This is a genomic window from Microtetraspora malaysiensis, assembly GCF_001528665.1.
GTDB classification, from domain to species: domain Bacteria; phylum Actinomycetota; class Actinomycetes; order Streptosporangiales; family Streptosporangiaceae; genus Microtetraspora_A; species Microtetraspora_A malaysiensis.
The window spans coordinates 17743-43475 of the sequence record NZ_BBYJ01000027.1; the positions used below are offsets into that span (position 1 = coordinate 17743).

Sequence of the window (25733 nt, forward strand, 5' to 3'; positions counted from 1 at the left end):
CCGTCCAGCCTTCCTTCGGTCACCCGCACTCATCTACCTGCGGCATTGTGGACCGGTAGGGGATTGCGTGCACGACCTTTAGCGTCAGAGTGGAGGTGCGCATGGGCCGATATGCGATCCGGCGCCTGCTGCAACTCATACCCGTGCTCCTTGGCACGACCTTTCTCATCAATTACATGGTTTGGCAGCTTCCCGGCGACCCGTTCGCCGCGCGCTGCGGTCAGCGTCCCTGCCCGGACGCCTACATCAACGCCATGCGTGCGGAGTTCGGCCTCGACCAGCCGATCATCGTGCAGTACTGGCACTTCCTGAAGAACCTGCTGACCGGTGACCTGGGCGTCAACTTCAACAACGTCTCCGTCGCGTCGCAGCTCGCCGAGTCGTGGCCGATCACGGTCCGCCTCGGCCTGATGGCGGTCGCGATCGAGGCCGTCATCGGCATCGTGGCCGGCGTGCTTTCCGGCCTCAAGCGCGGTGGCTTCCTCGACAACGTGATCACGATCTCGACGCTGATCCTGCTGTCGCTGCCGGTCTTCGTCACCGGCTTCCTCCTGCAGTGGCTGCTCGGTGTGCAGCTCGACCTGATCAAGCCGACGGTCAGCGACGGTGCGCCATTCGTCGAGCTGATCGTGCCGGCGTTCGTGCTGGCCAGCCTCAACCTGGCCTTCACCGCCCGATTGACCAGAACGAGCATCATCGAGAACCGCAGGTCCGACTACGTGCGGACCGCGATCGCCAAAGGTCTGTCCAACCGCCGGGTCGTGGGAGTGCACCTCCTGCGCAACTCGTTGATCCCGGCGCTGACCTTCATCGGAACCGAGGTCGGCTCCCTGATGTCCGGAGCGATCATCACCGAGGGCATCTACAACATCAACGGCATCGGCGGCCTGCTGTGGCGCGCGGTCAACGACCACGACTTCACCATCGTGGTGCCGATCGCGTCCCTGCTGGTGCTGGTCTACCTGCTCGCCAACCTGCTCGTCGACCTCCTCTACGGCGTGCTCGACCCGAGGATCCGTTATGAGTGAACCGACCGCCGCGCCCGCCGCGCCCGCCTCGGCCGGAAAGCCTCGCAGCCTCTGGCAGGACACCTGGGACATCCTGAAGCACCGGAAGATCTTCTGGATCTCCTTCGCGCTGCTCATCATGTTCCTGGTGATGGCCGCCTTCCCGTCGCTGTTCACCAGCAAGAGCCCCGAGTACGCCACGCTGGCCAAGAGCATGGAGCCGCCGAGCTCCGACGCCTGGTTCGGGTACGACCTCCAGGGCCGGGACGTGTTCGCGCGCACCATCTACGGCGCCCGCACGTCGATCATCGTGGGCGTGCTCGCCACTGTGGGCACCGTCCTCCTCGGCGGCGTGGTCGGCGTGATCGCGGCCTACCGGGGCCGGTGGCTCGACTCGCTGCTGTCCCGCATCGGTGAGATCTTCCTCGGCGTGCCGTACGTGCTGGGGGCGATCATCATCCTCGGCTCGGTCGCGCCGGTGCAGTCCAACCCGGGCAAGACCATGATCATGACGGTTGTGATCGTCGTGCTGGCGGTGCTCGGCTGGCCGGTGCTGGCCCGCATCGCGCGATCCGCGGTCATCCAGGCGAAACACCAGGATTACGTGCAGGCGGCGCGGGCCCTGGGCGCCGGGCCGTTCCGGATCGTCTTCAAGCACCTGCTGCCCAACTCGCTGGCCCCGATCCTGGTGTACGCCACGATCACGGTCGGCAGCTACATCGGTGCCGAGGCGACGCTGTCGCTGCTGGGCATCGGTCTGCGCACGCCGGTCATCTCCTGGGGCATCGCGATCGCCGACCACACCCGGTACATCCGGACCGGCGCGCACGCGATGCTCTTCCCGGCCGCGTTCCTGTCCCTCTGTGTGCTCACGTTCGTCATGCTGGGCGAAGCCGTGCGCGACGCACTCGACCCCAAGCTTCGCTAGGAGGCACGTACCGTGACCGAAGTGCTTCCCGAGAGCAAGAGCAGCAACGGCACCTACGGCGGGGCGCTGCTCGAGGTGGACAACCTCCACGTCGAGTTCCACACCCGGGCCGGTGTCGCCAAGGCGGTGAACGGTGTCACCTACAGCGTGAACGCGGGGGAGACGCTGGCCGTGCTGGGCGAGTCCGGCTCCGGCAAGAGCGTCACCGCCCAGACCATCATGGGCATTCTGGACATGCCGCCCGGCAAGATCGCCAATGGGGAGATCCGCTTCCGCGGGACGGACCTGCTGAAGCTTCCCGAGGAGGAGCGGCGGAAGGTCAGGGGCGAGGGCATCGCCATGATCTTCCAGGACGCCCTGTCCGCGCTCAACCCGGTTTTCCCGGTCGGCTGGCAGATCGCCGAGATGTTCCGCATCCACCGCGGCATGTCCCGGGCCGACGCCAAGAAGAAGGCGATCGAGCTCATGGACCGGGTCCGCATCCCGGCCGCGAAGGAGCGGGTGAGCGACTATCCGCACCAGTTCTCCGGCGGTATGCGCCAGCGCATCATGATCGCGATGTCGATCGCGCTCGACCCCGAGGTGCTGATCGCGGACGAGCCGACCACCGCCCTGGACGTGACGGTGCAGGCGCAGATCATGGAACTGCTCGCCGAGCTCCAGCGCGAGAGCAACATGGGGCTGATCCTGATCACCCACGACCTCGGCGTCGTCGCCGATGTCGCGGACAAGATCGCCGTCATGTACGGCGGGCGGATCGTGGAGAACGCCGAGGTCCACGATCTGTACCGCAACCCGGCACACCCGTACGCGAAGGGCCTGCTGGAGTCGATCCCCCGGGTCGACCTCAAGGGCCAGGAGCTGTACGCGATCAAGGGGATGCCGCCGAACCTGCTCGACATGCCCACGGGCTGCGCGTTCCACCCCCGCTGCCCGTACCGGCAGGAGAAGTGCGTGACCGACGTTCCCCCGCTGCACACGATCAGCGGCACGCGCGGCAGCGCCTGCCACTTCTGGAGGGAGGTCCTCGATGGCGACGCCCAGTGAGGTCGTGCTCGAAGTCCGTGACCTGGTCAAGCATTTCCCGCTGACCCAGGGCATCCTCTACAAGCGGCAGGTCGGCGCGATCAAGGCGGTCGACGGCGTCTCCTTCGAGCTGCGCCGCGGTGAGACGCTCGGCGTCGTGGGCGAGTCGGGGTGCGGCAAGTCCACCCTGGCCAAGCTCCTGATGGCGCTCGAACGCCCCACCTCGGGCAAGGTCCTGGTGAACGGCAAGGACATCACCACGGCCAAGGGCGCCGAGCTCAAGCACATGCGGCGCAACATCCAGATGGTGATGCAGGACCCGTACACCTCGCTGAACCCGAGGATGACGGTCGGCGACATCATCGGCGAGCCGTTCGAGATCCACTCGGAGGTCGTGCCGAAGGGTGACCGGCGCAAGCGGGTGCAGGAGCTGCTGGAGGTCGTGGGTCTCAACCCCGACCACATCAACCGCTACCCGCACCAGTTCTCCGGCGGCCAGCGCCAGCGCATCGGCATCGCCCGGGGGCTCGCCCTCCAGCCGGAGATCATCATCTGTGACGAGCCGGTCTCCGCGCTCGACGTGTCGATCCAGGCCCAGGTGATGAACCTGCTGGACGGGCTCCAGAAGGAGTTCAACCTCGCGTACATCTTCATCGCCCACGACCTGTCGGTGGTGCGCCACATCTCCGACCGCGTCGCGGTGATGTACCTGGGCAAGATGGTCGAGGTCGGCACGGACAACCAGATTTACGACCGGCCGAGCCACCCGTACACGCAGGCGCTGCTGTCGGCCGTGCCCGTGCCCGACCCGGAGGGGCGCGAGCAGCGGGAGCGGATCATCCTGCAGGGTGACCCGCCCTCGCCGGCCAACCCGCCGTCGGGCTGCCGGTTCCGTACGCGCTGCTGGAAGGCGCAGGACATCTGCGCCGAGCAGGAGCCGCTGCTGGAGATCCGCGCGCAGTCGGGCGACCACCCGACTGCCTGCCACTTCGCCGAGGCGTCGGACGTCGTCCACGTGAGCTGACGCCGCCGCTCCACGGGTCACAGACGCCCGGCCGCCTCGATGGCGCGCCGGGCGTTTGCCATTCCCGTCCCGTACGCGTCGTCGCGGCCGCCGGGCGGCCGGAGGGAGGCGCCCTGCTGGAGCGCCCGGCGCACGTCCCGGGCGGGCAGGTCGGGGTAGCGGGAGCGGATCAGCGCGGCGACGCCGGCGACGAGGGCCGCGGCGGCGCTGGTCCCGTCCGCCGTCACGTAGGAGTGGTCGCCACGGGCGCTGACGATCTCCGTGCCCGGCGCCACCAGGGAGAGGTAGCGCTGCCGGTTGGAGAAGGGCGCGGGGCGCAGCGCCTGGTCCACCGCGCCGACCGCGATGACGCCGGGATAGGCGGCGGGGAAGTTCCTGCGGTTGGCCCCCGCGCCGTCGTTGCCGGAGGACGCGATCAGCACGACCTGGCGGGACAGCGCGTACCGCACGGCACGCTCCTCGGCCGGCGAGCCCCGATAGGCGCCGCTGCCGCCGCCGAGCGACATGCTGATCACCTGCGCGCCGTGGTCCACGGCGTATCGGATGCCCCGGGCGACGGCGTCGCGGCAGGTCGTGCGCGCCGTGTCGGTCCACCGCGGGTCGTCGTCGTCCAGGGTGACCTTGATCGAGAGGATGCGCGCCTCGGGGGCGACGCCGAGCACGCCGTAGGAGCGGCTCGGGCCGTGCCCGCGCCCGGCGATCAGTGCGGCCATCGCGGTGCCGTGCTTGCCGGACGCGGCCCGCGACGCGCTGCCGTCCGCCTTGCCATCCGCCTTGCCGCCCGTGCTGGCGCTCGGCCCGGCGCCGGTTCCCGCGTCGCAGGACGGTCCGGCCCCGGGCGCGGACGCCGTGCCGGTGAAGTCGGGGCCTTGGACGACAGCTCCGGAGAGGTCGGGGTGCCGGTCGTCGACGCCGGTGTCCAGTACGGCGATCGTGACTCCGGCGCCGCGCGTGGTCTGCCACGCCGTACGGACCTCCATCGCCTGGAGCGGCCACTGACGGGACCGGATCGTCGCGCCGAGGTTCTCCGAGGGGCCGGCCGCGCCGGTGAGCAGGAAGGCGGCCAGCAGGATCGGCACGACGCAGAGGAGCAGCGCCGACCTCATGGCCGTGTCGGTCCTCCTCCCCGGGACGGTGGATCAAGGAGGCCGATTCTCGCACGATCCGCCCGCCGGGGCCGTGACTTCCGTGAACGAACGGTCGCTTTCGGTTATGTCAGGATGGTGCCTTATGCGGCTGCGGCGACAGCCGTACGTGCGCGCCCGGGGGCAGTCCGAGCCGCTCGGAGGCGTCCCCGGAGTTGACGGCGAGCGCGACGAGCCCCGCCGAGTCGGTGAACGCGACCAGGTCGCCCGGCGGGACCGTCGCGAACGTCTCGCGGTAGGGCACGACGAGCTGGCGCCTGCCCAGCCAGACGCCGAGCGTGTCACCCGGACGCACGTTCAGGGCGGCGAGGTCCGCCCCGGTGATGGAGAGCTGCACGTTGCCGTGGCGGTCCACCGACAGCACCTCGCCCTCGACCACGCCGTCCCGCATGCGGGAGGTGGGCGCGGGCAGCGAGACCAGCCCGAGGACGTCGATCCGCGGGCCGACGTCGGACGGCCGGCGCCCGACGCACAGATGCGCCGCCACGGGCGCGAAGATGTCCCTCCCCGGGAAGGTCGGCGAGACCGGCGTGAGGAACAGCTCCTCGTTGGCGAGTTCGTAGGCCGCCTCCGCGCCGCCCGCCGCGTGGACCGCCCAGGACAGCACGCCGTTGTCGGGGCCGAGGAACACCCGCCCGCCCGCCTCGATCGCGATGAGCCGGCGGTTGCCGCCCATGGCCGGGTCGACGGCCGCGACGTGGACGCCCGCGGGCAGATAGGGCAGGGTCTGCGCCAGGATCGCCGCTCCGCGCCGCACGTCGCCCTCGTGCACGAGATGCGCGACGTCGATGATCCGAGCCTGCGGGGCTATACCGATGATCACTCCGTGGCACGCGGCGACGAAACCGTCTTCCAGCCCGTAGTCGGTGAGGAGCGTGATAACTGAGGTCACACCAGGTGACATTACGTCCGGCTCTCGGCTCTGAACACCCCGCCATACCGCGACTACCATGAGGGCGGGCCACAAGCCCGCTGAGGAGGAGAGCATGGATACTGCGCCGGTAGGCGGCGAAGGTCCCGCTCCCGAGAACGCCCCCCGACCTCAGGCACTCTCGGATCGCGATCGTCAGGTGCTCGCGTTCGAGCGCCAGTGGTGGCGCTACGCGGGAGCCAAGGAACAGGCCATCCGGGAGACCTTCGACATCTCCGCGACCCGTTACTACCAGATCCTGGGCGAACTGATCGACCGGGTCGAGGCGATGGAGCACGACCCGATGCTGGTCAAGCGCCTGCGGCGGATGCGGGCCGCGCGTCGGCGCGATCGCTCCGCCCGTCGCCTGGGCCCTTGAGGGTTTTGGGGGTATGTAGCCCGTCATGTCAGATGAGACGACGCCCGTCGAGGCGCTGATCAGGACCGAGACCGGGCGCGCCGGGCTGGCCGCCGTGCTGGAGGACCCCTCCGGCGCGGTGATCGGCCTCGACTTCGACGGCACGCTGTCGCCCATCGTGCCCGACCCCGCGTCCGCCCGGATCCACCCCGACGCCCCCGCCGTGCTCGTACGGCTCGGCGAGCTGGTGCGCTCGGTCGTCATCGTGACCGGCCGCCCGGCCCTCCAGGCGCTCGCCCTCGGTGAGGCGTCCGACGGCCCGTCCCTCGCCGACGTGCCGGGGCTGGTCGTCCTCGGCCACTACGGCATGGAGCGATGGGAGCGCGGCGAGGTCACCGCGCCGCCCCCGCCGCCCGGCCTCGACCGCGTACGGGCCGAGCTGCCCGCCGTCACACGAGGCTTCGACGGCGTCCTGATCGAGGACAAGGGCCGGGCGGTGGCCGTGCACACCCGGACGGCGGCCGACCCCGAGGGAGCGCTGCTCGCGCTCAATGAGCCGGTGGCGAAGCTGGCCGCGGCCTCCGGGCTGATCGTCGAGCCGGGGCGGCTGGTCCTGGAGCTGCGGCCGCCCGGCATGGACAAGGGGCGGGCCCTGCGCGGGTTCCTCGCCGAGCGTGCTGCGCGCTCCGTCATGTTCTTCGGGGACGACCTCGGCGACATCGCGGCGTTCGACGCGGTGGCGACCTGCGGCCTGCCGGGGGTGCGGGTGTGCAGCGGCTCGGCCGAGGTCACCCGGCTGGTCGAGCACGCCGACGCCGTCGTGGACGGCCCCGAGGGCGTCGTACGGTTCCTCAGCGCGCTCGCGTCCAGCGTCGGCTAACCTCCGGATCGGGGCGGGCCACCCGACACATCGGCTGAGATCAATCTGCAAGCGTCGATCCTTATGCTTGCCGACCATGGGGAAAAAAGCGCTTTCAATGGTTTTGGCCGGTCTCGCCGGCGCCGCCGTACTGGCCGCTCCTTCGGCGGCGTCGGCCACGGTCTCAGGTACCAAGGATCTGCACGTGCGCAATGGCCTGACGCTGCGAATCCCGAGTTCGTGGAAGGTGTACACGGTCGACAAGGACTGGACCCGCGTGGTGACCGGCTCGTGCCCGACGGCGGGCACGAACAGGTTCGGCTTCCGCGACTCGGAATGCCACAGCTTCTGGGTGCTGGGACCGAAGGCGATCGAGATCGGTCGCGAGTACTTCGACGCGTACACGCCGGAGAGCCCGTTCTATCCAGGCAGCGACGTGGGGCCCTGCGTGTACGACAAGAAGCTGTGGCTCGGCCGGATGAGGCCCGCGGGCAAGGGGTTGGCCCCGATCGGCCGCGGCCACCAGGCGTACTACCGCGCCTGGTCCGCCACGTGCGTCACGCCGAACACGTCCAAGGTCAAGGGGCGTTTCACCCAGCGCGAGTGGTACCTGCCCACGTCGAAGATCCTTTTCGTCGACCAGTGGAACACGCCGGGCCTGTCCGCGATCCTCAAGCAGGCGACCTGGAGCTGAGGATCCCGCCGCAGGCCAGCAGGATCAGCGCGGGGACGAGCAGGAACGCCGTGTGCGTGCCGAACCCGTCGCCCAGGGCGCCGAGGACGAACGGCCCGCCTCCGGAGCCCAGGCTGCCCCAGATCGACGCGGCCCCGGACGCCGCGTCGGGGCGGCCCCCCGACGCGGCGATGACCCGCGACAGCGCCAGTGGGAAGTGGACCGAGATGCCGAGACCGCTGAGCGCCAGCCCGGCGTAGGCCATCGGGACCGCCGTGGCCGTCCAGAAGATCGTCCACCCGGCCAGGGTCACCGCGAGCGCGCCGAGCAGTACCGCCGAAGCCGGGTGGCGCAGCGCGAGCCGGGCGCCGCCGAACCGCCCGGCGGCGACCCCGGCGAGCATCGCGGTCAGCCCCGTGGTCGCCTGGGCCGCCGTGAGACCGGTCCGCTGGGCGAGGAGCTCGGCGGCCCACAGGTTGAACGTGAACTCCAGGGCCACACAGCACAGCAGGACCGCGCCGGCCACGTGGAAGCGCCGGCCGTACGGTCGGCGCGGCGCCCCGGCGGACGGGGCCCGCGCCGGCCCCGGCGCGGGGGCGGGGGCGGGCACCCAGACCCGGCCCATGGCCAGCGCGAGGGCCGTGGTCGCGACGACCGGGATGTAGAGGGCCGCGCGCCACCCCAGCGCGGAGTCGGCCGCCAGGCTGAACACGTACGAGACGGCGATGCCGAAGGTGACCCCGACGGCGTTGGCCTCGCTGATCGCGGCGGGCCCGGCGGCGCCGTGGTGGTCGCTGAGGACCGCCATCGCGGCGTACAGGGACACCGAGGCCGATGCGCCGGCCAGCAGGTAGCCCAGCAGCGTCACGGGCAGGGCGTGGCCGAGCGCCACGGTGACCATGCCGATGTTCATGCCCGCGAGACCCGACCACGTGGCGGCCCGCCGTCCGAACCGCGACGTCAGCGCGGGCAGGGCCAGCCCGGCGGCGATCCCGCCGACGGCCATGGCGGTGCCGTGCAGCCCGGCGGCGGCCTGGGAGACGCCGAGTTCTGCCCTGATCAGGGGAAGCGCGGCCGCGAGCCCGTAGAGGTACGTGGCGAAGGTGGCGAGCTGGAGGTAGATCAGCCAGGTGGGCCGATCCCTGGTGAGCCTGGCTGCCGCGACGGTCGTCATGCCCTGATCCCCGCTTTCCTGGGAAACGCCGGCAGACCGTATCACCCGCGATCAGCGGCCGACAATCACGACAAAGCGCTGAGTTGCTCCGCCAGCCACAGCCGGGGCGGGAGCGCGGTGGCCGCCGCGCGGAGCCGGGCGCACCGCTCCCTGCGCTCGTCGTCGGGCATGATGAGCGCCTCGTGCAGCGCGGCCGCGGTGCCCGAGATGTCGAAGGGGTTGACCAGCAGCGCGTCGGCGCCGAGCTCGGCGGCGGCCCCCGCCTCCCGGGAGAGCACCAGCGCGCAGTGCGGCGACAGGATCGGGCCCTCCTTGGCGACCAGGTTCATGCCGTCGCGGATCGGGTTGACCAGCAGCACGTCGGCCAGCCGGTACGCGGCGAGCGAGCGGGGGTAGTCGTCGTGCACGTTGAGGATGAGCGGGTCCCATTCGTCGGTGGCGTAGGCGTCCTCGATCTCCTTGGCGCACCGCTGCACGGCCGCCGTGTACTCGCGGTATTCCGGCAGGTCGTGACGCGAGGGGTAGGCGAAGGCCAGGTGGACCACCTTGCCGTGCCACTCGGGATGCTCCGCCAGGAACTCGCGGTAGGCCATCAGGCCGCGGACGATGTTCTTGGACAGCTCGGTGCGGTCGATGCGGACGATGAGCCGCCGATCGCCCACCTGCTCCCTGAGCGCGGTCAGGCGCGACTCCACGTCCGGCTCGGCGGCCCTGGCCCGCAGGGCCGCGCCGTCCACGCCGAGGGCGTGCACCGCGATGCGCGTCGTCCGGCCCTCGTACGTGACCGTACGGGCGGCCCGGTCCACCCGCGCGCCCAGGACGGCGGCGCAGCAGTCCATGAACGCGTCCGCCCAGCGCGCGGTGAGGAACCCGGCGTGGTCGGCCCCGAGGACGCCGCGCAGCACCTCGGCGGCGACGTCGTCGGGCAGCAGCGAGAAGTACTCGGGCGGGGCCCAGGGCGTGTGTGAGAAGTGGGAGATGCGCAGGTCCGGCCGCTCGATCCGGAGCATGGCCGGAGCCAGCGTGAGGTGGTAGTCCTGGATCATCACCTTGGCGCCGTGCGCGGCCTCCTCGGCCAGGGCGCGGGCGAACGCCCCGTTGTACTCCTGGTAGGAGGCCCACTCCCGGCGGAAGCGCCGGTCGAAGACCGGGCTGGTCGGGGTGTTGTAGAGCAGGTGGTTGACGAACCACAGGGTCGAGTTCGCGATCGCGTTGTAGGCGCGCTGGAAGGTCGCCGGGGGGATGTCGAGCATCCGCAGCCGCCCGGTGTCGTATCCCGCCCGGTCGAGCCGCCCGCCCGGCGCGAGCCGGGCGGCGCTGCGGTCGCCGTCGGAGAGCGCGGCGCAGACCCAGAGCATGTCCGAGCCCTTGAACGCCTCGGACAGTCCGGACACGAGGCCGCCGCCGCCGCGGCGCATGGTCAGCGCGCCGTCGTCCGACAAGGTGAACGCGACGGGCCCCCGATTGGAGGCGATCAGCACGTTGCTGCTCATTACACCGGACCCTACCGGGCGGGACCAGAGAAAATCCTGATCGTCGCCAATAGGATGTCAAGGAACCGCGGGCTCCCCCGCGAGGCGGGATGAGAACAGAGATGGCACTGGACGAGACGACCGAGAACCTGGCCCGATCGGCCGCCCAGGGTGATCACCGGGCTCTCGGCGAGCTGCTGCGCCGGATCGAGCCGGACGTGCTGCGGCACTGCGAACGGCTGCTGCCGTACCGGCAGGACGCGGAGGAGGCCGCGCAGGACACCCTGCTCGCGGTGGCGCGCAACATCGGCAGGTTCGAGGGCCGGGCGAAGTTCAGCACCTGGCTGCACATCGTGACCGCCAACTGCGCCCGCACCACCTACCGCTCGCTGAAGCGGCGGTCGTCGGAGCAGGCGGAGGAGCTGCCGGAGCAGCGTCCCGACCCGCGCCGGGTCAGCGTGATCGCGGGCTCGCGGCTCGACCTGCTGGACGCGATGGAGGCGCTGGAGGCGGAGAAGCCCGACCTCGCCCAGGCGCTGGTCCTGCGCGACATCTGCCAGCTCGACTACGCCGAGGTGGCCGAGCAGCTCCGCATCCCGCTCGGCACCGCGAAGTCCCGCATCCATCAGGCGCGCAAGTACGTGCAGACGGCCCTGGGCGAGGCGTACGGCTGATCGTCTTGCCTGATAGTGCGGTTGGTCTCAAATGGTGAGACGCCGGATCGGACGCCGGGGACGACAAGGTACAGTGCTAGGAAACGTCCCCGGATGATCAAGCGGGGCGCCGCCCGCGGATCCCCGCCGGGTCACAACTGAATATTGCTCATCCAGAGGGGTGGAGGGACCGGCCCTGCGAAGCCCCGGCAACCTTCCCGGTGCCCGTACTCGTGACCACGAGGCCGGCCGGGACAGGTGCCAATTCCGGCTCGTGGCCAGGGTGGTCACGAGCGAAGATGAGGGAAAGGCCTCGCTTCATGGCGCTCGCAAGCACTGCAGACACCACTCTCGACTTCGGTCCCGCCTCCGCCCTTTCCTGTCGTGAATGCGGCACCCGCTACGAACTCGGCCCGATCTTCGCCTGTGCCGAGTGTTTCGGGCCACTTGAGGTGGCCTACGACTTCGGCTCGGTGACCCGCGAGGAGATCGCGGCCGGCCCGGCCAACATCTGGCGATACCGCAAGCTTCTCCCCGTCCCCGCGAACGTCGAGACCCGGCCGAACCTCCAGCCCGGCTGGACCAAGCTGGTCAAGGCCGACACCCTCGCCGGAGAGCTGGGCCTCCGCTCGCTGTACGTCAAGGACGACTCGGGCAACCCCACCCACTCCTTCAAGGACCGGGTGGTGGCGATCGCCCTGGAGGCCGCGCGCAACTTCGGCTTCCACACCCTGTCCTGCTCCTCCACCGGCAACCTCGCCGGAGCGGTCGGCGCCGCGGCGGCCCGCGCCGGGCTCGACTCGTGCGTGTTCATCCCCTCCGACCTCGAAGCGGCCAAGATCACCATGGCCTCCGTGTACGGCGGCCGCCTGGTCGCCATCGACGGCACCTACGACGAGGTCAACCGGTTCTGCTCGGAGCTGATCGGCGACGAGCTCGGCGAGAAGTGGGGCTTCGTCAACGTCAACCTCCGGCCGTACTACGCCGAGGGGTCCAAGACGCTGGCGTACGAGATCGCCGAGCAGCTCGGCTGGCGGATCCCCGACCAGATCGTGGTCCCGGTGGCCTCCGGCTCCCAGCTCACCAAGATCGACAAGGGCTTCCGTGAGCTGATCAGGCTGGGACTGGTCGAGGACAAGCCCTATCGCGTCTTCGGCGCCCAGGCCGAGGGCTGCTCGCCGGTCTCCGGCGCGTACAAGGCCGGACACGACGTGGTCCAGCCGGTCAAGCCGGACACCATCGCCAAGTCGCTGGCGATCGGCAACCCGGCCGACGGGCCGTACGTGCTGGACATCGCGCGGCGCACCGGCGGCGCGGTCGAGGACGTGACCGACGGCCAGGTGGTCGAGGCGATCCGGCTGCTGGCCCGCACCGAGGGCATCTTCGCCGAGACGGCCGGCGGTGTGACCGTCGGCGTGCTGCGCAAGCTCACCGAGAACGGCCTGCTCGACCCCGAGGCCGAGACCGTCGTGCTCAACACCGGCGACGGGCTGAAGACGCTCGACGCCGTCGCGGCCGAGGCCCGGCCCGCCGCGGTCATCCGCCCCTCCCTCGCGGCATTCCGTACGGCTTTCGCCAACTGACCGCGTTTTACCGACGAAGCAACGAAAGCGAGCGAAAAATGAGCGTATCTGTGCGGATTCCGACGATTCTTCGCACGTACACGGGTGGAGCCGCAGAGGTGTCCGGCGAAGGTGGAACCCTTCGCGAGGTGCTGCAGAAGCTCGACGCCGACTATCCCGGCATCGGCGCCCGCATCCTCGACGAAGCGGGTAAGATTCGGCGTTTTGTCAACGTTTATGTCGGCGAAGAGGATGTCCGTTTCGTCGAGGGGCTGGACACGGCGACCCCCGACGGCATCCAGATCTCGGTCATCCCCGCGGTCGCCGGCGGCTGACCGCCCGCGCCCTCGCGACACCCACGTGCCAGGCGCGGCACGTGGGTGTTTGCATGTTGACGTGCGGTTCTGGCTAATGGTGCTTAATGTGGACCTTATGGCGATTAGTGCAATTCTCAACTAACCAATGGTTAACCGAATATTGTCCTGATCCCGCTTTGGGGGAACGCCAAGAACGAGTTTGGGGATTGACTCTGTTGCCCTACGGCTTGACACGGGTATGGTCGAGGACGATCGACGTAACCGGGGGCCTCTTCGGTGAAGGCGGTCAGCACTGGTCTCGGTGTCTTCATTGAGATCAGGTGTTATGGATCGCGCGGGAATGAGCGTGATCTCCAGCCCAGCAAGAGGAGTCGGAAAGTGGCGCAGGGCACCGTCAAGTGGTTCAACGCGGACAAGGGCTACGGCTTCATCGCGGTAGACGGTGGTAAGGACGTGTTCGTCCATTACTCGGCAATCGTGATGGACGGGTACAAGGCCCTGGAGCAGGGGCAACGGGTGGAGTTCGACATCACGCAGGGTCAGAAGGGTCCGCAGGCCGAGGCCGTGCGCACCGTCCTTTGATTCGAGGCGGCATCTGGCGGTGCTTCGGCGGAGCACCGGCGTGGGGCCCGGTTCGCGTGGGGCGAGCCGGGCCTTCGCGTGCCTCGGCAGCGCGTCCTGCGCGGGGCCTTCGGGCCTCCCGGTGTGATCCTTAAGCCGGCCCTCGCGGTCGTCATGCGACGGTCGCGTGGCTCCGCGTGGTGGGACCGTCCGTACAGGCGGGGTAGATCCATGATGCGCGACGTGCGAAAAAGCGATGCGGCCAGCTCAGGCCCGTTGCAGCTTGCACTCACATGGGTAGAGTGCTAAACAGTTCGTTGGCACTCTGATGTCGAGAGTGACAGAAACACCGGGATCGAGGCGATGGGGTCTGCGAAGGGAATGCGGGCCCGATGCCGTCGCGGGCGTCGGCTCGGTCCTCGCAAGCCACCCTGCAACTGGGAGGTCTAGCCTTATGGCAGCCAAAATGATCGCGTTTGACGAGGACGCCCGGCGCGGTCTCGAGCGCGGTATGAACCAGCTCGCTGACGCCGTGAAGGTGACTCTCGGCCCCAAGGGCCGCAACGTCGTGCTGGAGAAGAAGTGGGGCGCCCCCACGATCACCAACGACGGTGTCTCCATCGCCAAGGAGATCGAGCTCGAGGACCCGTGGGAGAAGATCGGGGCCGAGCTCGTCAAGGAAGTCGCCAAGAAGACCGACGACGTCGCGGGTGACGGCACCACCACCGCCACCGTGCTCGCCCAGGCTCTGGTACGCGAGGGCCTGCGCAACGTCGCCGCCGGCGCCAACCCGATGTCCCTGAAGAAGGGCATCGAGGCCGCCGTCGAGCGCGTCAGCGAGGAGCTCTCCAAGCTGGCCAAGGACGTGGAGACCAAGGAGCAGATCGCCTCCACGGCCACCATTTCCGCCGGCGACGCCCAGATCGGCGAGATGATCGCCGAGGCGATGGACAAGGTCGGCAAGGAAGGCGTCATCACCGTCGAGGAGAGCAACGCCTTCGGCCTCGAGCTTGAGCTCACCGAGGGTATGCGCTTCGACAAGGGCTACATCTCGGGCTACTTCGTCACCGACCCGGAGCGTATGGAGGCGGTCTTCGAGGACGCCTACATCCTCATCGTCAACTCCAAGGTCTCGGCCAACAAGGACATGCTGCCGCTGCTCGACAAGGTCGTGCAGGCCGGCAAGCCGCTGGTCATCATCGCCGAGGACGTCGAGGGCGAGGCCCTGGCCACCCTGGTCGTCAACAAGATCCGCGGCCTGTTCAAGTCCGTGGCCGTCAAGGCTCCCGGCTTCGGTGACCGCCGCAAGGCCATGCTGGGCGACATCGCCATCCTCACCGGTGGCCAGGTCATCAGCGAGGAGGTCGGTCTCAAGCTCGAGAACGCCACCCTCGACCTGCTCGGCAAGGCCCGCAAGGTCGTCATCACCAAGGACGAGACCACGATCGTGGACGGCGCCGGTGACGCCGAGCAGATCGCCGGCCGCGTGAACCAGATCCGCGCCGAGATCGACAACACCGACTCCGACTACGACCGCGAGAAGCTCCAGGAGCGTCTCGCCAAGCTGGCCGGCGGCGTGGCCGTCATCAAGGCCGGCGCGGCGACCGAGGTCGAGCTCAAGGAGCGCAAGCACCGCATCGAGGACGCCGTTCGCAACGCGAAGGCGGCCGTCGAGGAGGGCATCGTCCCCGGCGGTGGCGTGGCCCTGCTGCAGGCCGGCGCCAAGGCGTTCGACAAGCTCGAGCTCAACGGCGACGAGGCCACCGGTGCCGCGATCGTCCGCAAGGCGCTCGAGGAGCCGCTGAAGCAGATCGCCGTGAACGCCGGCCTCGAGGGCGGCGTCGTGGTGGAGAAGGTGCGCAACCTCACCCCGGGTGAGGGCCTCAACGCCGCCACCGGCGAGTACGTCAACATGTTCGAGTCGGGCATCCTCGACCCGGCCAAGGTGACGCGCTCCGCGCTGCAGAACGCCGCCTCCATCGCGGCTCTGTTCCTCACCACCGAGGCCGTCATCGCCGAGAAGCCCGAGAAGAACCCGGCCGCTCCCGCCATGCCCGGCGGCGGCGACATGGACTTCTGAGCCTGCTCGTCCACAGAGAAGGGCGGTTCCCGCAGGGGAGCCGCCCTTCTCTGTGTCATGGGCTATGTGCCGCTGCTCCCGGAGCCGACCTTCTCGGTGAGCTTGCCGCCCTTCACGTCGACCACGAGGCACTTGACCGAGGGGTCCCGCTTCCAGGAGGAGGCGTCGGGCGGATAGAGGGAGAAGCTGGCGAGCCGGTCGAGCTTCGGGCTGTCCGCCAGGATGCGTGCCAGCCGTTCCTCGCATCCGGACGTCGCCTTGTCGCCCGCCGCGTCCGTGCCCGGCCACGCGTCGACGGACAGGACGAACTGCGTGATCACCTCGGCGTCGTGCGGTTCGGAACACGGCGTGGCGGTGACGGTGTACGAGACCTTGCCGTCGGCGATGCCGTTGAGGCAGTCACCCTCCCGCAGTTCGGCGACGTCCATGATGCCGCGGCCGGTGATCTCGCCGGAGTCGTCCCGCTTCACCGACGTCATCAGGCCGAGGGCCATGATGAGCGCGACGAGCAGCACCCACACGCCGGAGACCGCGAGTCCCGCGACGGCGAAAGCGCGGCCCTGCTCGCCCCGCTTCTTGATCTGCACCAGGGCGATGACGCCGAGGATGACGGCGATCGGCACGCCACCGAGGATCCCGAAGACGAGCGACGCCACGGCCAGGCCGTTGGTTTTCGCCGAGGGAGCGCCGCCCGGCGGATAGCCGCCCGGTGGGTACGCCCCGGGGCCGTAGGGGGCGCCGGCGTAGGGCGGAGGGCCATACGGGCCGGATCCGTATCCCTGGCCCGGTGCGCCCGGAGGGAGACCGGTGCCGGGCGCCGAAGGGTAGGGGGGACCCGAGCCGGGCGTCGGAGGATAAGGGGGACCCGAGGCTGGGGGAGGACCCGGGGGAGATTCGTTCACGTGACCCCATGGTGGCCTGCCGTCCTTATCCGCGGCAAGCGGTAAATGTCAGGCATGCGGTCAGGAGGCCTGGTCCACGGCGCCCCTCTCGGGTTCAGAACCGGGTCGGTACGGCGGCCGCGCAGACGTCCCACCGCCGCGCCAGCAACCTCCGGCACCCGGTCGTTCAGGCGCACCCAATCGGCGACTTCAGGCGAAAGATAGCCGAGCACCCGCAGCACGGTCGCGTGATCTGCGGTGAGATGCCGCCCGTGGATGGGTTCATAGTGCGCGGAGTCAGGTTGCTGCTGGAAGATCGTCTTCGCATGCTCTGAGATAGGGCCTGAATCGTTCGGCCGAGAACGCGTTCTGAATTCCGATCGTCACTTTCCGTATCCCTGCCGTATGCGTCTTGCTACTATCTGTCTCGGAAGCCCCGGGATGCGCCTCTGCTGAGCAAGCGCCCCTGGGCAAGCTCTTTCTTGGGGGATCCCGTCGCCCGGGTTCCGTTCTGTGATTTCGTCGCTACATAAAGTTAGCCCCCCGAACGTGCGTTCGGGGGGGCCTTTCGGGCATCCGTATGGGGGCTATCCGGCCAGTTCGGCGGGGAGGTCCTTCTCGTGGACGACGGTCAGCGACGTGACGGCGCGGGTGAGGACCACGTACAGCCGGGCCAGGCCGCGCTCCTCGGCCGCGACGATGTCGGCGGGCTCGACGACGACGACGTGGTCGTACTCCAGACCCTTCGCGAGGGTCGCCGGGATGACGAGCAGGCGGTGGTCGCCGGTCGAGTCGGGGCCGAGGACGGCGTGCTCGACGCCCGCCTCGGACAGGGCCGTCGACGTCGTGGGAACGGCGGAGTCGGCCACGATCACGCCGATGGAGCCCGGCTGCGCGAGGGCCCGTTCGGCCGCCTGCACGATCTCGGCGCGCAGGTCGGAGGCCCGCCGTACGGAGAGAGAGCCGGCGCCGGGGCGTAGCGAGCGCGGGACGGCGAGGTCGGGCGCGACCGAGGGGAGCAGGCGCGCGGCGTAGTCGAGCACCTCGCGCGGCACGCGGAAGCCCAGCGTCAGCTCGGTGACCTCGCCCGAGGGCTGGCCCAGGTGGTCGAGCACGTCCTGCCATGAGCGGGCGGACCAGGGGGTGGTGCCCTGGGCGATGTCGCCCAGGATGGTCGCCGCGCCGTTGCGACAGCGCCGCCCGAGGGCGCGCAGCTGCATCGCGGACAGATCCTGGGCCTCGTCGACCACGACGTGGCCGTGCGAGGGGGTGCGCTCGATGAGGTCGGCCAGCTCGTCGAGGAGGGCGGCGTCCGCCGCCGACCAGCGCGCCGACTTGTACGACCGGTACGGCTTGGGCCAGACCAGCGTCGCCTGCTCCTCCGGCGACAGGTCGGATTTGGCGGCGCGGGCGAGGAACTCGGGGTCGGACAGCAGCCGGAACAGGACCTGCTCGGGCACGAGTTTCGGCCACACCGCGTCCAGGACCTGCTTCACGGGGCGGGAGCGGGCCACGGCGTCCTGGACCCGGTCGTCGGGTGACTCGCCCCGGCGTTCCATCTGCACGAGTACGGCGTTGGCCAGCCGCTGGGCGAGGGCGGCGCGGCCGGGGCCGTACCGGGTGGTGCCGCGCAGCGAGGCGACGATCTCGCGCACCTCGTAGTCGGCCACGCGGTAGCGGTTGACGCCCTTGGTGTAGAGCACGCCCTCCTCGGGCTTGGCGACGTGCAGCCAGAGGGCGCGCTTCAGCACGCCGGACATCCGGGCGTCGCCCTTGATCGCCGCCACGACCGGGTCCTCGGGATGGTCGTGGTCGCCGAGGACGCCCGTCACGGTGGACTGGTCGACCTTCACCTCGCCCAGGGCGGGCAGCACGGAGGAGATGTAGGAGAGGAACGCGCGGTTCGGCCCGACGATCATCACGCCGGACCTGGTCAGCCGCTCGCGGTGGGTGAAGAGCAGGTAGGCCGCGCGGTGCAGGCCGACGGCGGTCTTCCCGGTGCCCGGCGCTCCCTGGACGCAGACGGTCACGCCCAGGTCGGAGCGGACGATCTCGTCCTGGTCCGGCTGGATGGTGGCGACGATGTCGCGCATGGGGCCGGTGCGGGGGCGCTCGATCTCCTCGGTGAGCAGTCTGCTCTGCCCCAGCTCGCGCCCGTCGAGGGTTTCGTCCTCGTACGCGGTGAGCGAGCCGCCCTGGTAGCCGAAGCGGCGGCGCAGCGCGACGCCCATCGAGTCGGCCGGGCTGGCCTGGTAGAACGCGCGGGAGACCGGAGCGCGCCAGTCGATCACGAGGGCCCGGCTGTCGTCGTCGTGGACGTGCCGGCGGCCGACGTAGATGGTGTCGGGGAGGTCGTCGGCCGCCGAACGGTTGAGCCGTCCGAAGAAGAGCGGGGTGTCGGGGTGGTCGGCGAGGGCGGCGACCCGCTGGTCGAGCAGCGCCTGGAGGATCTGCTGCGAGACCCAGTCGCCGGCCGCGTCGGAGGAGAGCGACGCCGCGTGGTCCCGCATCTTCCGCAGCGCGGCACGGGAGAGGGCCAGATGGGCGCGCTCGGCGGCGAGTACGTCATCCGGCGCGGATATGTCAGGGGCGAGCTGGTGTCCGGGCATGCGAAACTCCTCGCGGGTCGGTGGTGGTTCGCCGGATGGTGACGGCGGGTAGCGAAACGCAGAAGTCTACCGGCGCCGGAATGGGCCCCCAACCGGTTTTCCCGGCCTCGGACCAGCCGTGTCGGCGCTCTCGAACGCCATTCGCGATGATCTCCTGGTAATCACCTCGATACGGTGCGAAATCGAATAAACCGGCACGGCATCAATGCCGAAAAATCCCCGCAAATCGCGTGTCTTGAGCCAATGACGGGGTATGCCGCGACCGGTTGTGATGGGCACCGGTCGGCGTTGTGAGGGGGTGATGCGGTTGTCCCGAGCCCGCGGTCTTTCCTGGACCTAGGCCGTTACACAGCGCGACCGGACCGGGCCGACCCGGACCGGATCGTGAACGCAGGGGACGGCCGGGCCGTCCCACGCCGAGGAACTCCCGGCAAGGGTCACCTCGCCGGGTCCTCCTCCCCCTCGGCCAGCACCTCGTCAGCGTCGATGATCTGGTACGAGTACCCCTGCTCGGCGAGGAAGCGCTGCCGGTGGGCGGCGAAGTCCTGGTCGACGGTGTCGCGGCTGACCACGGAGTAGAACCGGGCGCCGCCGCCGTCGGCCTTCGGCCGGAGCACGCGGCCGAGTCGCTGCGCCTCCTCCTGCCGCGACCCGAAGGTGCCGGACACCTGGATCGCGATGGACGCCTCGGGCAGGTCGATCGAGAAGTTCGCGACCTTCGAGACGACCAGCACCTGGATCTCCTTGTCGCGGAACGCCTGGAACAGGCGTTCCCGCTCGCGTACCCGCGTCTCTCCCTTGATCACCGGCGCGTCCAGGTGCTCGCCCAGCTCGTCGAGCTGGTCGATGTACTGCCCGATGACGAGGACCTGCTCGCCCGCGTGCCGCCGTACGAGGGCCTCGGCGACGCGGTTCTTGGACGGGGTCGTGGCGCAGAAGCGGTAGCGCTCCTCGGCCTCCGACATCGCGTAGGCCAGCCGCTCCTCGTCGCCGAGCGTGACCCGGACCTCGACGCAGTCGGCCGGGGCGATCCAGCCCTGGTTCTCCATCTCCTTCCAGGGCGCGTCGTACCGCTTCGGGCCGATCAGCGAGAACACGTCGCCCTCGCGGCCGTCCTCGCGGACCAGCGTGGCGGTGAGCCCGATCCGGCGGCGGGCCTGCAGGTCGGCGGTCATCCGGAAGATCGGCGCGGGCAGCAGGTGGACCTCGTCGTAGACCACGAGCCCCCAGTCGCGGGCGTCGAACAGCTCCAGGTGCCGGTAGACGCCCTGACGCTTGGTCGTCATGACCTGGTACGTCGCGATGGTGACCGGCCGGATCTCCTTCTTGGTGCCGGTGTACTCGCCGATCTCGTCGGCGGTCAGCGACGTCCGCTTGATCAGCTCCTGCTTCCACTGGTGGGCGGAGACCGTGTTGGTGACCAGGATGAGCGTGGTCGCCTGGGCGTGCGCCATCGCCGCCGCGCCGACGATCGTCTTGCCCGCGCCGCAGGGCAGCACGACGACGCCGGAGCCGCCGTGCCAGAAGGCGTCCGCCGCCTCCTGCTGGTACGGCCGGAGCGTCCAGCCGTCCTCGGCGAGCGCGATGGCGTGGTGCTCGCCGTCGACGTAGCCGGCCAGGTCGTCGGCGGGCCAGCCCAGCTTGAGCAGTATCTGCTTGATGTTGCCGCGCTCGGAGGGGTGCACCATGACGGTCTCGGCGTCGATCCGCTCGCTCACCAGGGGCTGCACCTTCTTGGCGCGCAGTACCTCTTCGAGCACCGCCCGGTCGGTGCTGGTCAGCACGAGCCCGTGGGTGGGGTGCTTCTCCAGCCGCAGCCGCCCGTAGCGGGCCATCGTCTCGACCACGTCCACGAGGAGCGCGTGCGGGACCGGATAGCGGCTGAACCCGATCAGCGTGTCCACGACCTGCTCGGCGTCGTGCCCGGCCGCGCGCGCGTTCCACAGCGCGAGCGGGGTCACCCGGTAGGTGTGGACGTGCTCGGGGGCGCGCTCCAACTCGGCGAAGGGCGCGATCGCCTTGCGGCACTCGGCCGCCCGCTCGTGGTCGACTTCGAGCAGCAGCGTCTTGTCCGACTGAACGATCAGCGGTCCGTCATTCAATGCCTGCTCCCTTGTACGGCTACCGCCTATCAAACAAGGGATCGAGCGGAATCACTCCCAGGTTGACTCAATCGGCCGTGGGTCAAGGTGTGTCCCCGCACCCGGGTGGGCGTCCCCGGCGCAGCAGTGCGGCCCCGGAAGCCGGCCGTCCGGGTGTGCGGGGCCGGGAGCACCTGCTGCGGATCCGGGAACTCGACGTCGTGGAACGCCGCCCACATCGGCCTTCGGGGTCGTGTGCCCTCCGTGAGCGGCGCGTCTGCTGCGCGGTGAAAGGAGTTGTCCTTGGAAGCCGGACCAGGGAGTGCCTGTGACCTAGTCGAGGTAGCCGTTCACGCCGGCCCAGATGAGCACGCCGAACCCGATGACGAGCAGGACGACGTTGATGCCGATGGAGATCCACGTCCACTTCAGCATGCGCCGGGACGTGTCCGGCTCGGTGTCGATCTTGCTGAGCGCGACGCCGGACAGGATGGCGCCCGCGATGCCGCCAAGTGAGACGTAGCAGCTCAGCGCCAGCACGATGCTGATGACGAGGGCCACGATCGCGTGGGTGCGCGGGCCCTCCTGCCGGGGCGGGTACCCGTACGGCTGCTGGCCGTAAGGGGGCCCGTAGGGCCCGGGGTGGCCCTGGTACCCGTACGGCTGCTGCCCGTACCCCGGATCCCCGTACGGCTGCTGGCCGTAGGGCCCCTGGCCGTACTGGGAGCCGTACTGCTGGCCGTACTGGGGATCGGTCCCGTACGGATTCTGCGGGCTCTGCCACTCGTTGGGGTTCTGGCCCGGCTGGTCTGGGGTCGTCACCGTGGGTCGATCCTTTGTCGCGTTTCGCCGCAGATTGTCGGACTCCAGAAATATCACGGTATGGCGCTCCCCGTTCCGATGCTGAGGACGGCGTCGAAACGGGGAGCGCGGTGACCGCCCGGGGCCGGTCGCCAATCCGGACCCCATCGGTCAGCCGGATCATCGCCAAATCGGGCATCCGACGGCAACGGATTTAACGTCAGTTCACGTCCGCGATGCCGGTGATGCGGTGCAGCGCGAAGCGGTGGACCGCCGCCCTGGTCTCGTCGTACGCGGTCAGATAGCCGCCCTCCATCCGGGCCGGCTCCAGGATGCGGCTGGTGGCGTGCCCCTGCGAGTCGAGATAGCCGATCCACACCCGCGTCCCCTGGCGGATCGCCTCCTGGAGGGCGGTGATCGTCGCGGTCGACGGTGAGCGCGGGACCTGCCCGCGAGGCGCGTCCGCCGGCCCGCGGCGGGCGAGGTGGGCGTCGTCTCCGGCCCTGATCGCGCGTACGGCGGCGGCCACGATGTCGGGGTCGGGCGCGGTCGCGGCCCCGCCCCGGGCGAGCGGCTGGCCCTCGGTGCGCCGGGCGTCCGCCCGCGCCACCAGCATGTCTCCCTCCAGGGACTCGGCCACGGGCGCGTAGCCCATCGCCCGCAGCGTGTCCACCAGGGTCGCTCGCGACGTCTTGGACGCGAGCACGGTCGGCGCGAGCCTGCGCAGGCGTAGCACCGTCGCGCGCCGGTCGGCCACCACCTCGTCCAGGACCGCCGGGTCGTCGCAGCGGATGTACGCCGAGGCCGTGCCGACCCGGATCCGGCCGTGCCTGCGTGCCACGTCGGTGATCAGATAGCGCAGCGGCTGCGGCACCGGCGTGGTCGAATGCCGCTCAAGCGTCGCGAGCAGTTCGTCGGCCGACTGGCCCGCGTCGAGCGACCGGCGGATCGACCCCTCGCTGAATCGGTAGACGGTCGCGCCGCCCTTGGACTCGACGTCCGCCGCCAGTGCGAGCCAGCGGCCGAGGTCGCTGACGAGCGGCCCGGGGGCCACCGCGGTCAGGTCGGCCTGCAGCAGCACCCGGTCCACCGGCGTGGGCAGCAGCGGCGCGAGCAGCTCCGCCGGGCCGGCTCCGGCGCCGCCCTCCCCGGCCCCGTACGGAGGGAAGGCGCGCAGCAGCGCGCGGCCGTGGCCGGACAGGACGCCGAGCCCGGTGACGCCGATGTGCTCGGCCTCGCGCAGCGCGAACTCGGCCAGCCGGTCGCGCTGCGCGACCCGGCGGCGCGGCTGCTCCCAGGCGAGGCGGCCGATCACCGACGCCGCTGTGGGCGCGATGCCCGGGCCGGCCGCGGCGAGCACCGACAGCGTGCGCAGGCGCACCTCGGAGGCGGCCGACCGGCGCAGGTCCGGATGCAGCGCGTTGATCGGCCGGTCGCGCTCGTCCCGCTCGCCGATGAGGCCGGGGGCGCGGTCCATGCCCGCCCAGGCGGACACGAGCACGGCCCATCTGTCCTCGGTCGCTTTGATCCGCCACGCGTCGTACGCGGAGGTGGGCAGCCACTCGCCGTCGACCGATCCGCCGGAGGCGACGAGCCCGGCCGCGTGCGCGACCTCCACCACGAGTCCGGCCGTCCATTCGGGCAGGTCAAGGAGCTGTGCCGTCCGTTTCAGATCCCGTACGGCGAGGCCGCCCGCGCGCAGGACGCCCGGTGGATCGTGACTCCAGAGCTCGCACAGCTCCTCGACGGTGCGGACGAAGGTGAACGCCTGACCGGCGGCGGTCCGGTCGGCCAGCGCCTGGTCGCGGGCGACGCCGTCGATCTCGGGCGGCCCGGGGGACAGGTCCCGGTGGAGGCGACCCTCGCGCAGGACCAGCGCCACCTCGCGCGGCAGGGCGACGGTCTCTTCGCCGGTCGCCCCCAGGAGGCCGCGGGCGAGCAGCTCCTCGATCGGCGACCGCGCGGTGGCCGTGCGGATCTCGCGCCTGGCCCCCGCGACCCGGCCGCTCGGCGGGCCCCAGGCCAGCTCGTCCAGCGCCGCCCGCGCCTGCGGGGACACCTCGGCGACCAGCCGCTCGACGATGCCGGGCTCGGCGAGCAGCGCCGCCAGCCGTCGTACCGGAGGATCGTCCGCTTCTCCCGGGGCGATGTCGGCGAGCAGGGCGGTGAGGGCTTCGGGCGGGTGGTGCCGGAACACCTCGGTGGCGGGCGGCCCGAGACCCGCCGGCGGGTCGAGGGCTTCGGTGACCCCCGGCGCGGGCAGCAGCGCCTCGTCCGGGCCGAAGATCAGGCAGGTCGTACGCAGCCGGTCCACCGCGTCCCGGAGCGCGGCGTCCAGCGCCTGGGCCCGCCGCCGCTCCTCGGCGCGGCTCCTGTGCGGGAGCGCGCGGGTGAGGAGCGCGCGCAGGTCCCGGTACGCCGCGGGGCCGGGCTGGAGGGTCAGCGTCTCGACCACGGAGAGCGAGAACCGGTCGAGCCGGTCGAGCGCGCGGCCGATCGCGGAGGGGGTGCCGGCGCGTGCCGCCAGCCCCTCGATGTGCGGCGGGACCGGCATGACGAGCTCCGGACGGGCCGCCACCAGGGCGCGGAGCTGCTCGTCCGCGCGGCCGCGCAGCCACGCGGTGAAATCACCGCTCATCCCGTCGCTCATCCTTCTCATCGTAGGAGTACGGATACGAGGGTTTCTCCGGTGAAGGCGGCCGCTCCGAGGGCGGGCCGGCCCGGCGGGGATCGCGGCTCCCTGTCGGACTCCCCGTCGGACTCCCCGTCGGACGCCGCACCGGTGCCGGGCCCGTGCCGCCCTCCCCGGGCTCCGGGCGGCCGGATCCAGGGCCGCCGCGTCCCCGGCGGGTCCGCCCGTACGGTGCCGCTATATGCCGATGCGGTGCCGTGTCGGGCTTTGGCATCCTTTATCAGGTGAACTCGGTGGGATTTGACCTTGACCTGACTCTGGCGGACACGCGCGCGGCGATCGCGGCCGTGTACGAGGCGATGCTGCCGAGCCTCGCCTACCCCATCGACGTGGACGTGGTGGTCTCCCGGCTCGGGCCGCCGCTGGAGGTGGAGCTGGCCCACTGGATGCCGGAGGAGGAGGTGCCCGCCGCGGTGGCGCTGTACCGGAAGCTGTATCCGCGGATCGCGCTGCCCGCCACGGAGCACATGCCCGGGGCGCGCGAGGCGCTCGCGGCGATCCGCCGGGTGGGCGGCCGGATCATCGTGGTCACCGGCAAGAACGTGCGCGACGCCCGGCGCACCGTGGACCTGCTGGGCTTCGACGTGGACAAGGTCGTCGGGTCCGTTTTCGGCGCGGACAAGGGACGGGCTCTCGCGAGTTTCGGTGCCGGAGCATATGTTGGAGATCACGTAGCCGACATCGAAGCGGCGCGTGCCGGTGGCGCCACGAGTGTCGCGGTGGCAACCGGGGCGTTCACGGCGGATCAACTAGTCGATCATGGAGCTGACGTGGTGCTGGAGGACCTCACCCACTTCGCCGGATGGTTCGACTCCTGGACCGCCGCTTCCCCGTTGTAAAACACGGCCGTCAAGGCGATCCACAAGCGCCCTTCGCGGGCATAACCTACATCCATTCCTTTCACGACAGTCTGAACGAGG

The 25733-nt window shown here is 70.4% G+C and carries 22 protein-coding genes and 1 riboswitch; of the genes, 13 read left to right on the top strand and 9 right to left on the bottom strand.

Translation table 11 applies throughout. The features are described from left to right. Window positions 1-101: 101 nt before the first annotated feature. From AWQ71_RS31110 to AWQ71_RS31125, 4 genes are read left to right on the top strand one after another with little or no spacing between them, the layout of a single operon-like run. The gene (locus tag AWQ71_RS31110) at window positions 102-1028 is read left to right on the top strand and encodes an ABC transporter permease (protein ID WP_067139831.1); all 927 of its coding nucleotides are present in this window, start codon (window positions 102-104) and stop codon (window positions 1026-1028) included. After that, complete coding sequence (locus AWQ71_RS31115) at window positions 1021-1935, top strand: ABC transporter permease (RefSeq protein ID WP_067139834.1); 915 nt, start codon at window positions 1021-1023, stop codon at window positions 1933-1935. The genes AWQ71_RS31110 and AWQ71_RS31115 overlap by 8 nt, the downstream gene beginning before the upstream one ends. A gap of 12 nt (window positions 1936-1947) precedes the next feature. After that, window positions 1948-2982, top strand: a complete 1035-nt coding sequence (locus AWQ71_RS31120) for an ABC transporter ATP-binding protein (RefSeq protein ID WP_174550776.1) — start codon at window positions 1948-1950, stop codon at window positions 2980-2982. After that, window positions 2966-3985, top strand: a complete 1020-nt coding sequence (locus tag AWQ71_RS31125) for an ABC transporter ATP-binding protein (RefSeq protein ID WP_067139837.1) — start codon at window positions 2966-2968, stop codon at window positions 3983-3985. Before AWQ71_RS31120 ends, AWQ71_RS31125 begins: the two co-directional genes overlap by 17 nt. Window positions 3986-4002: 17 nt before the next feature. Here AWQ71_RS31125 and AWQ71_RS31130 read toward each other — a convergent pair whose 3' ends face one another. Further along, on the bottom strand, window positions 4003-5091 hold the full coding sequence (locus AWQ71_RS31130) for a S8 family serine peptidase (RefSeq protein ID WP_067139840.1): 1089 nt from the start codon (window positions 5089-5091) through the stop codon (window positions 4003-4005). Between the two features lie 109 nt (window positions 5092-5200). After that, window positions 5201-6022, bottom strand: a complete 822-nt coding sequence (locus AWQ71_RS31135; RefSeq protein WP_245658633.1) for an SAM hydrolase/SAM-dependent halogenase family protein — start codon at window positions 6020-6022, stop codon at window positions 5201-5203. A gap of 94 nt (window positions 6023-6116) precedes the next feature. On the opposite strand from AWQ71_RS31135, the gene AWQ71_RS31140 reads away from it, so the two are divergent. From AWQ71_RS31140 to AWQ71_RS31150, 3 genes are all read left to right on the top strand, one after another. Then, on the top strand, window positions 6117-6419 hold the full coding sequence (locus AWQ71_RS31140; protein ID WP_067139846.1) for a DUF3263 domain-containing protein: 303 nt from the start codon (window positions 6117-6119) through the stop codon (window positions 6417-6419). A 25-nt stretch (window positions 6420-6444) separates the two neighbouring features. Further along, complete coding sequence (gene otsB / locus AWQ71_RS31145) at window positions 6445-7278, top strand: trehalose-phosphatase (RefSeq protein WP_067139849.1); 834 nt, start codon at window positions 6445-6447, stop codon at window positions 7276-7278. Window positions 7279-7462: 184 nt separating this feature from the next. Continuing rightward, window positions 7463-7951 carry a hypothetical protein gene (locus tag AWQ71_RS31150; RefSeq protein ID WP_157570682.1) on the top strand — a complete coding sequence of 163 codons (489 nt, stop codon included), beginning with the start codon at window positions 7463-7465 and terminating at the stop codon, window positions 7949-7951. Here AWQ71_RS31150 and AWQ71_RS31155 read toward each other — a convergent pair. Both AWQ71_RS31155 and AWQ71_RS31160 read right to left on the bottom strand, forming a co-directional pair. Next, window positions 7929-9104 carry an MFS transporter gene (locus AWQ71_RS31155; RefSeq protein ID WP_067139854.1) on the bottom strand — a complete coding sequence of 392 codons (1176 nt, stop codon included), beginning with the start codon at window positions 9102-9104 and terminating at the stop codon, window positions 7929-7931. The two genes, AWQ71_RS31150 and AWQ71_RS31155, sit on opposite strands and share 23 nt — an antisense overlap. Window positions 9105-9169: 65 nt before the next feature. After that, the gene (locus tag AWQ71_RS31160; protein WP_067139857.1) at window positions 9170-10597 is read right to left on the bottom strand and encodes an alpha,alpha-trehalose-phosphate synthase (UDP-forming); all 1428 of its coding nucleotides are present in this window, start codon (window positions 10595-10597) and stop codon (window positions 9170-9172) included. Window positions 10598-10698: 101 nt separating this feature from the next. Between AWQ71_RS31160 and AWQ71_RS31165 the strand changes: the two genes are divergently transcribed. The 5 genes from AWQ71_RS31165 (at window position 10699) to groL (ending at window position 15749) form a co-directional block, all read left to right on the top strand. After that, the gene (locus AWQ71_RS31165; RefSeq protein ID WP_067139860.1) at window positions 10699-11250 is read left to right on the top strand and encodes an RNA polymerase sigma factor; all 552 of its coding nucleotides are present in this window, start codon (window positions 10699-10701) and stop codon (window positions 11248-11250) included. 145 nt (window positions 11251-11395) lie between these two features. Continuing rightward, a riboswitch (SAM riboswitch) is annotated at window positions 11396-11535 on the top strand. 14 nt (window positions 11536-11549) lie between these two features. Continuing rightward, a complete protein-coding gene (thrC, locus tag AWQ71_RS31170; protein WP_067139863.1) occupies window positions 11550-12812 on the top strand; it encodes a threonine synthase in 1263 nt (420 codons plus the stop codon). 38 nt (window positions 12813-12850) lie between these two features. Further along, window positions 12851-13126, top strand: a complete 276-nt coding sequence (locus tag AWQ71_RS31175; RefSeq protein WP_067139865.1) for a MoaD/ThiS family protein — start codon at window positions 12851-12853, stop codon at window positions 13124-13126. Between the two features lie 360 nt (window positions 13127-13486). Then, on the top strand, window positions 13487-13690 hold the full coding sequence (locus tag AWQ71_RS31180) for a cold-shock protein (protein WP_067139867.1): 204 nt from the start codon (window positions 13487-13489) through the stop codon (window positions 13688-13690). 433 nt (window positions 13691-14123) lie between these two features. Further along, a complete protein-coding gene (gene groL / locus AWQ71_RS31185) occupies window positions 14124-15749 on the top strand; it encodes a chaperonin GroEL (protein WP_067139870.1) in 1626 nt (541 codons plus the stop codon). Window positions 15750-15811: 62 nt separating this feature from the next. Here the strand turns inward: groL and AWQ71_RS31190 are convergent, their stop codons facing one another. The 5 genes from AWQ71_RS31190 to AWQ71_RS31210 all read right to left on the bottom strand — a co-directional run bounded on the left by AWQ71_RS31190 (window position 15812) and on the right by AWQ71_RS31210 (window position 24771). Further along, window positions 15812-16651, bottom strand: a complete 840-nt coding sequence (locus AWQ71_RS31190; protein WP_084259490.1) for a DUF4190 domain-containing protein — start codon at window positions 16649-16651, stop codon at window positions 15812-15814. Between the two features lie 566 nt (window positions 16652-17217). Then, window positions 17218-19239, bottom strand: a complete 2022-nt coding sequence (locus tag AWQ71_RS31195) for a HelD family protein (protein WP_067139875.1) — start codon at window positions 19237-19239, stop codon at window positions 17218-17220. Window positions 19240-19676: 437 nt separating this feature from the next. Next, window positions 19677-21341, bottom strand: a complete 1665-nt coding sequence (locus AWQ71_RS31200; RefSeq protein ID WP_067139878.1) for a DNA repair helicase XPB — start codon at window positions 21339-21341, stop codon at window positions 19677-19679. Between the two features lie 312 nt (window positions 21342-21653). Further along, window positions 21654-22142, bottom strand: coding sequence for an MgtC/SapB family protein (locus AWQ71_RS43090; protein ID WP_067139881.1), 489 nt, complete (start codon window positions 22140-22142; stop codon window positions 21654-21656). Window positions 22143-22341: 199 nt separating this feature from the next. Continuing rightward, window positions 22342-24771: a helicase C-terminal domain-containing protein gene (locus tag AWQ71_RS31210; protein WP_245658635.1), complete on the bottom strand. Its 2430-nt coding sequence runs from the start codon at window positions 24769-24771 to the stop codon at window positions 22342-22344. A gap of 275 nt (window positions 24772-25046) precedes the next feature. Between AWQ71_RS31210 and AWQ71_RS31215 the strand changes: the two genes are divergently transcribed. After that, window positions 25047-25652 carry an HAD family hydrolase gene (locus tag AWQ71_RS31215; RefSeq protein ID WP_369407226.1) on the top strand — a complete coding sequence of 202 codons (606 nt, stop codon included), beginning with the start codon at window positions 25047-25049 and terminating at the stop codon, window positions 25650-25652. Window positions 25653-25733 lie beyond the last annotated feature (81 nt).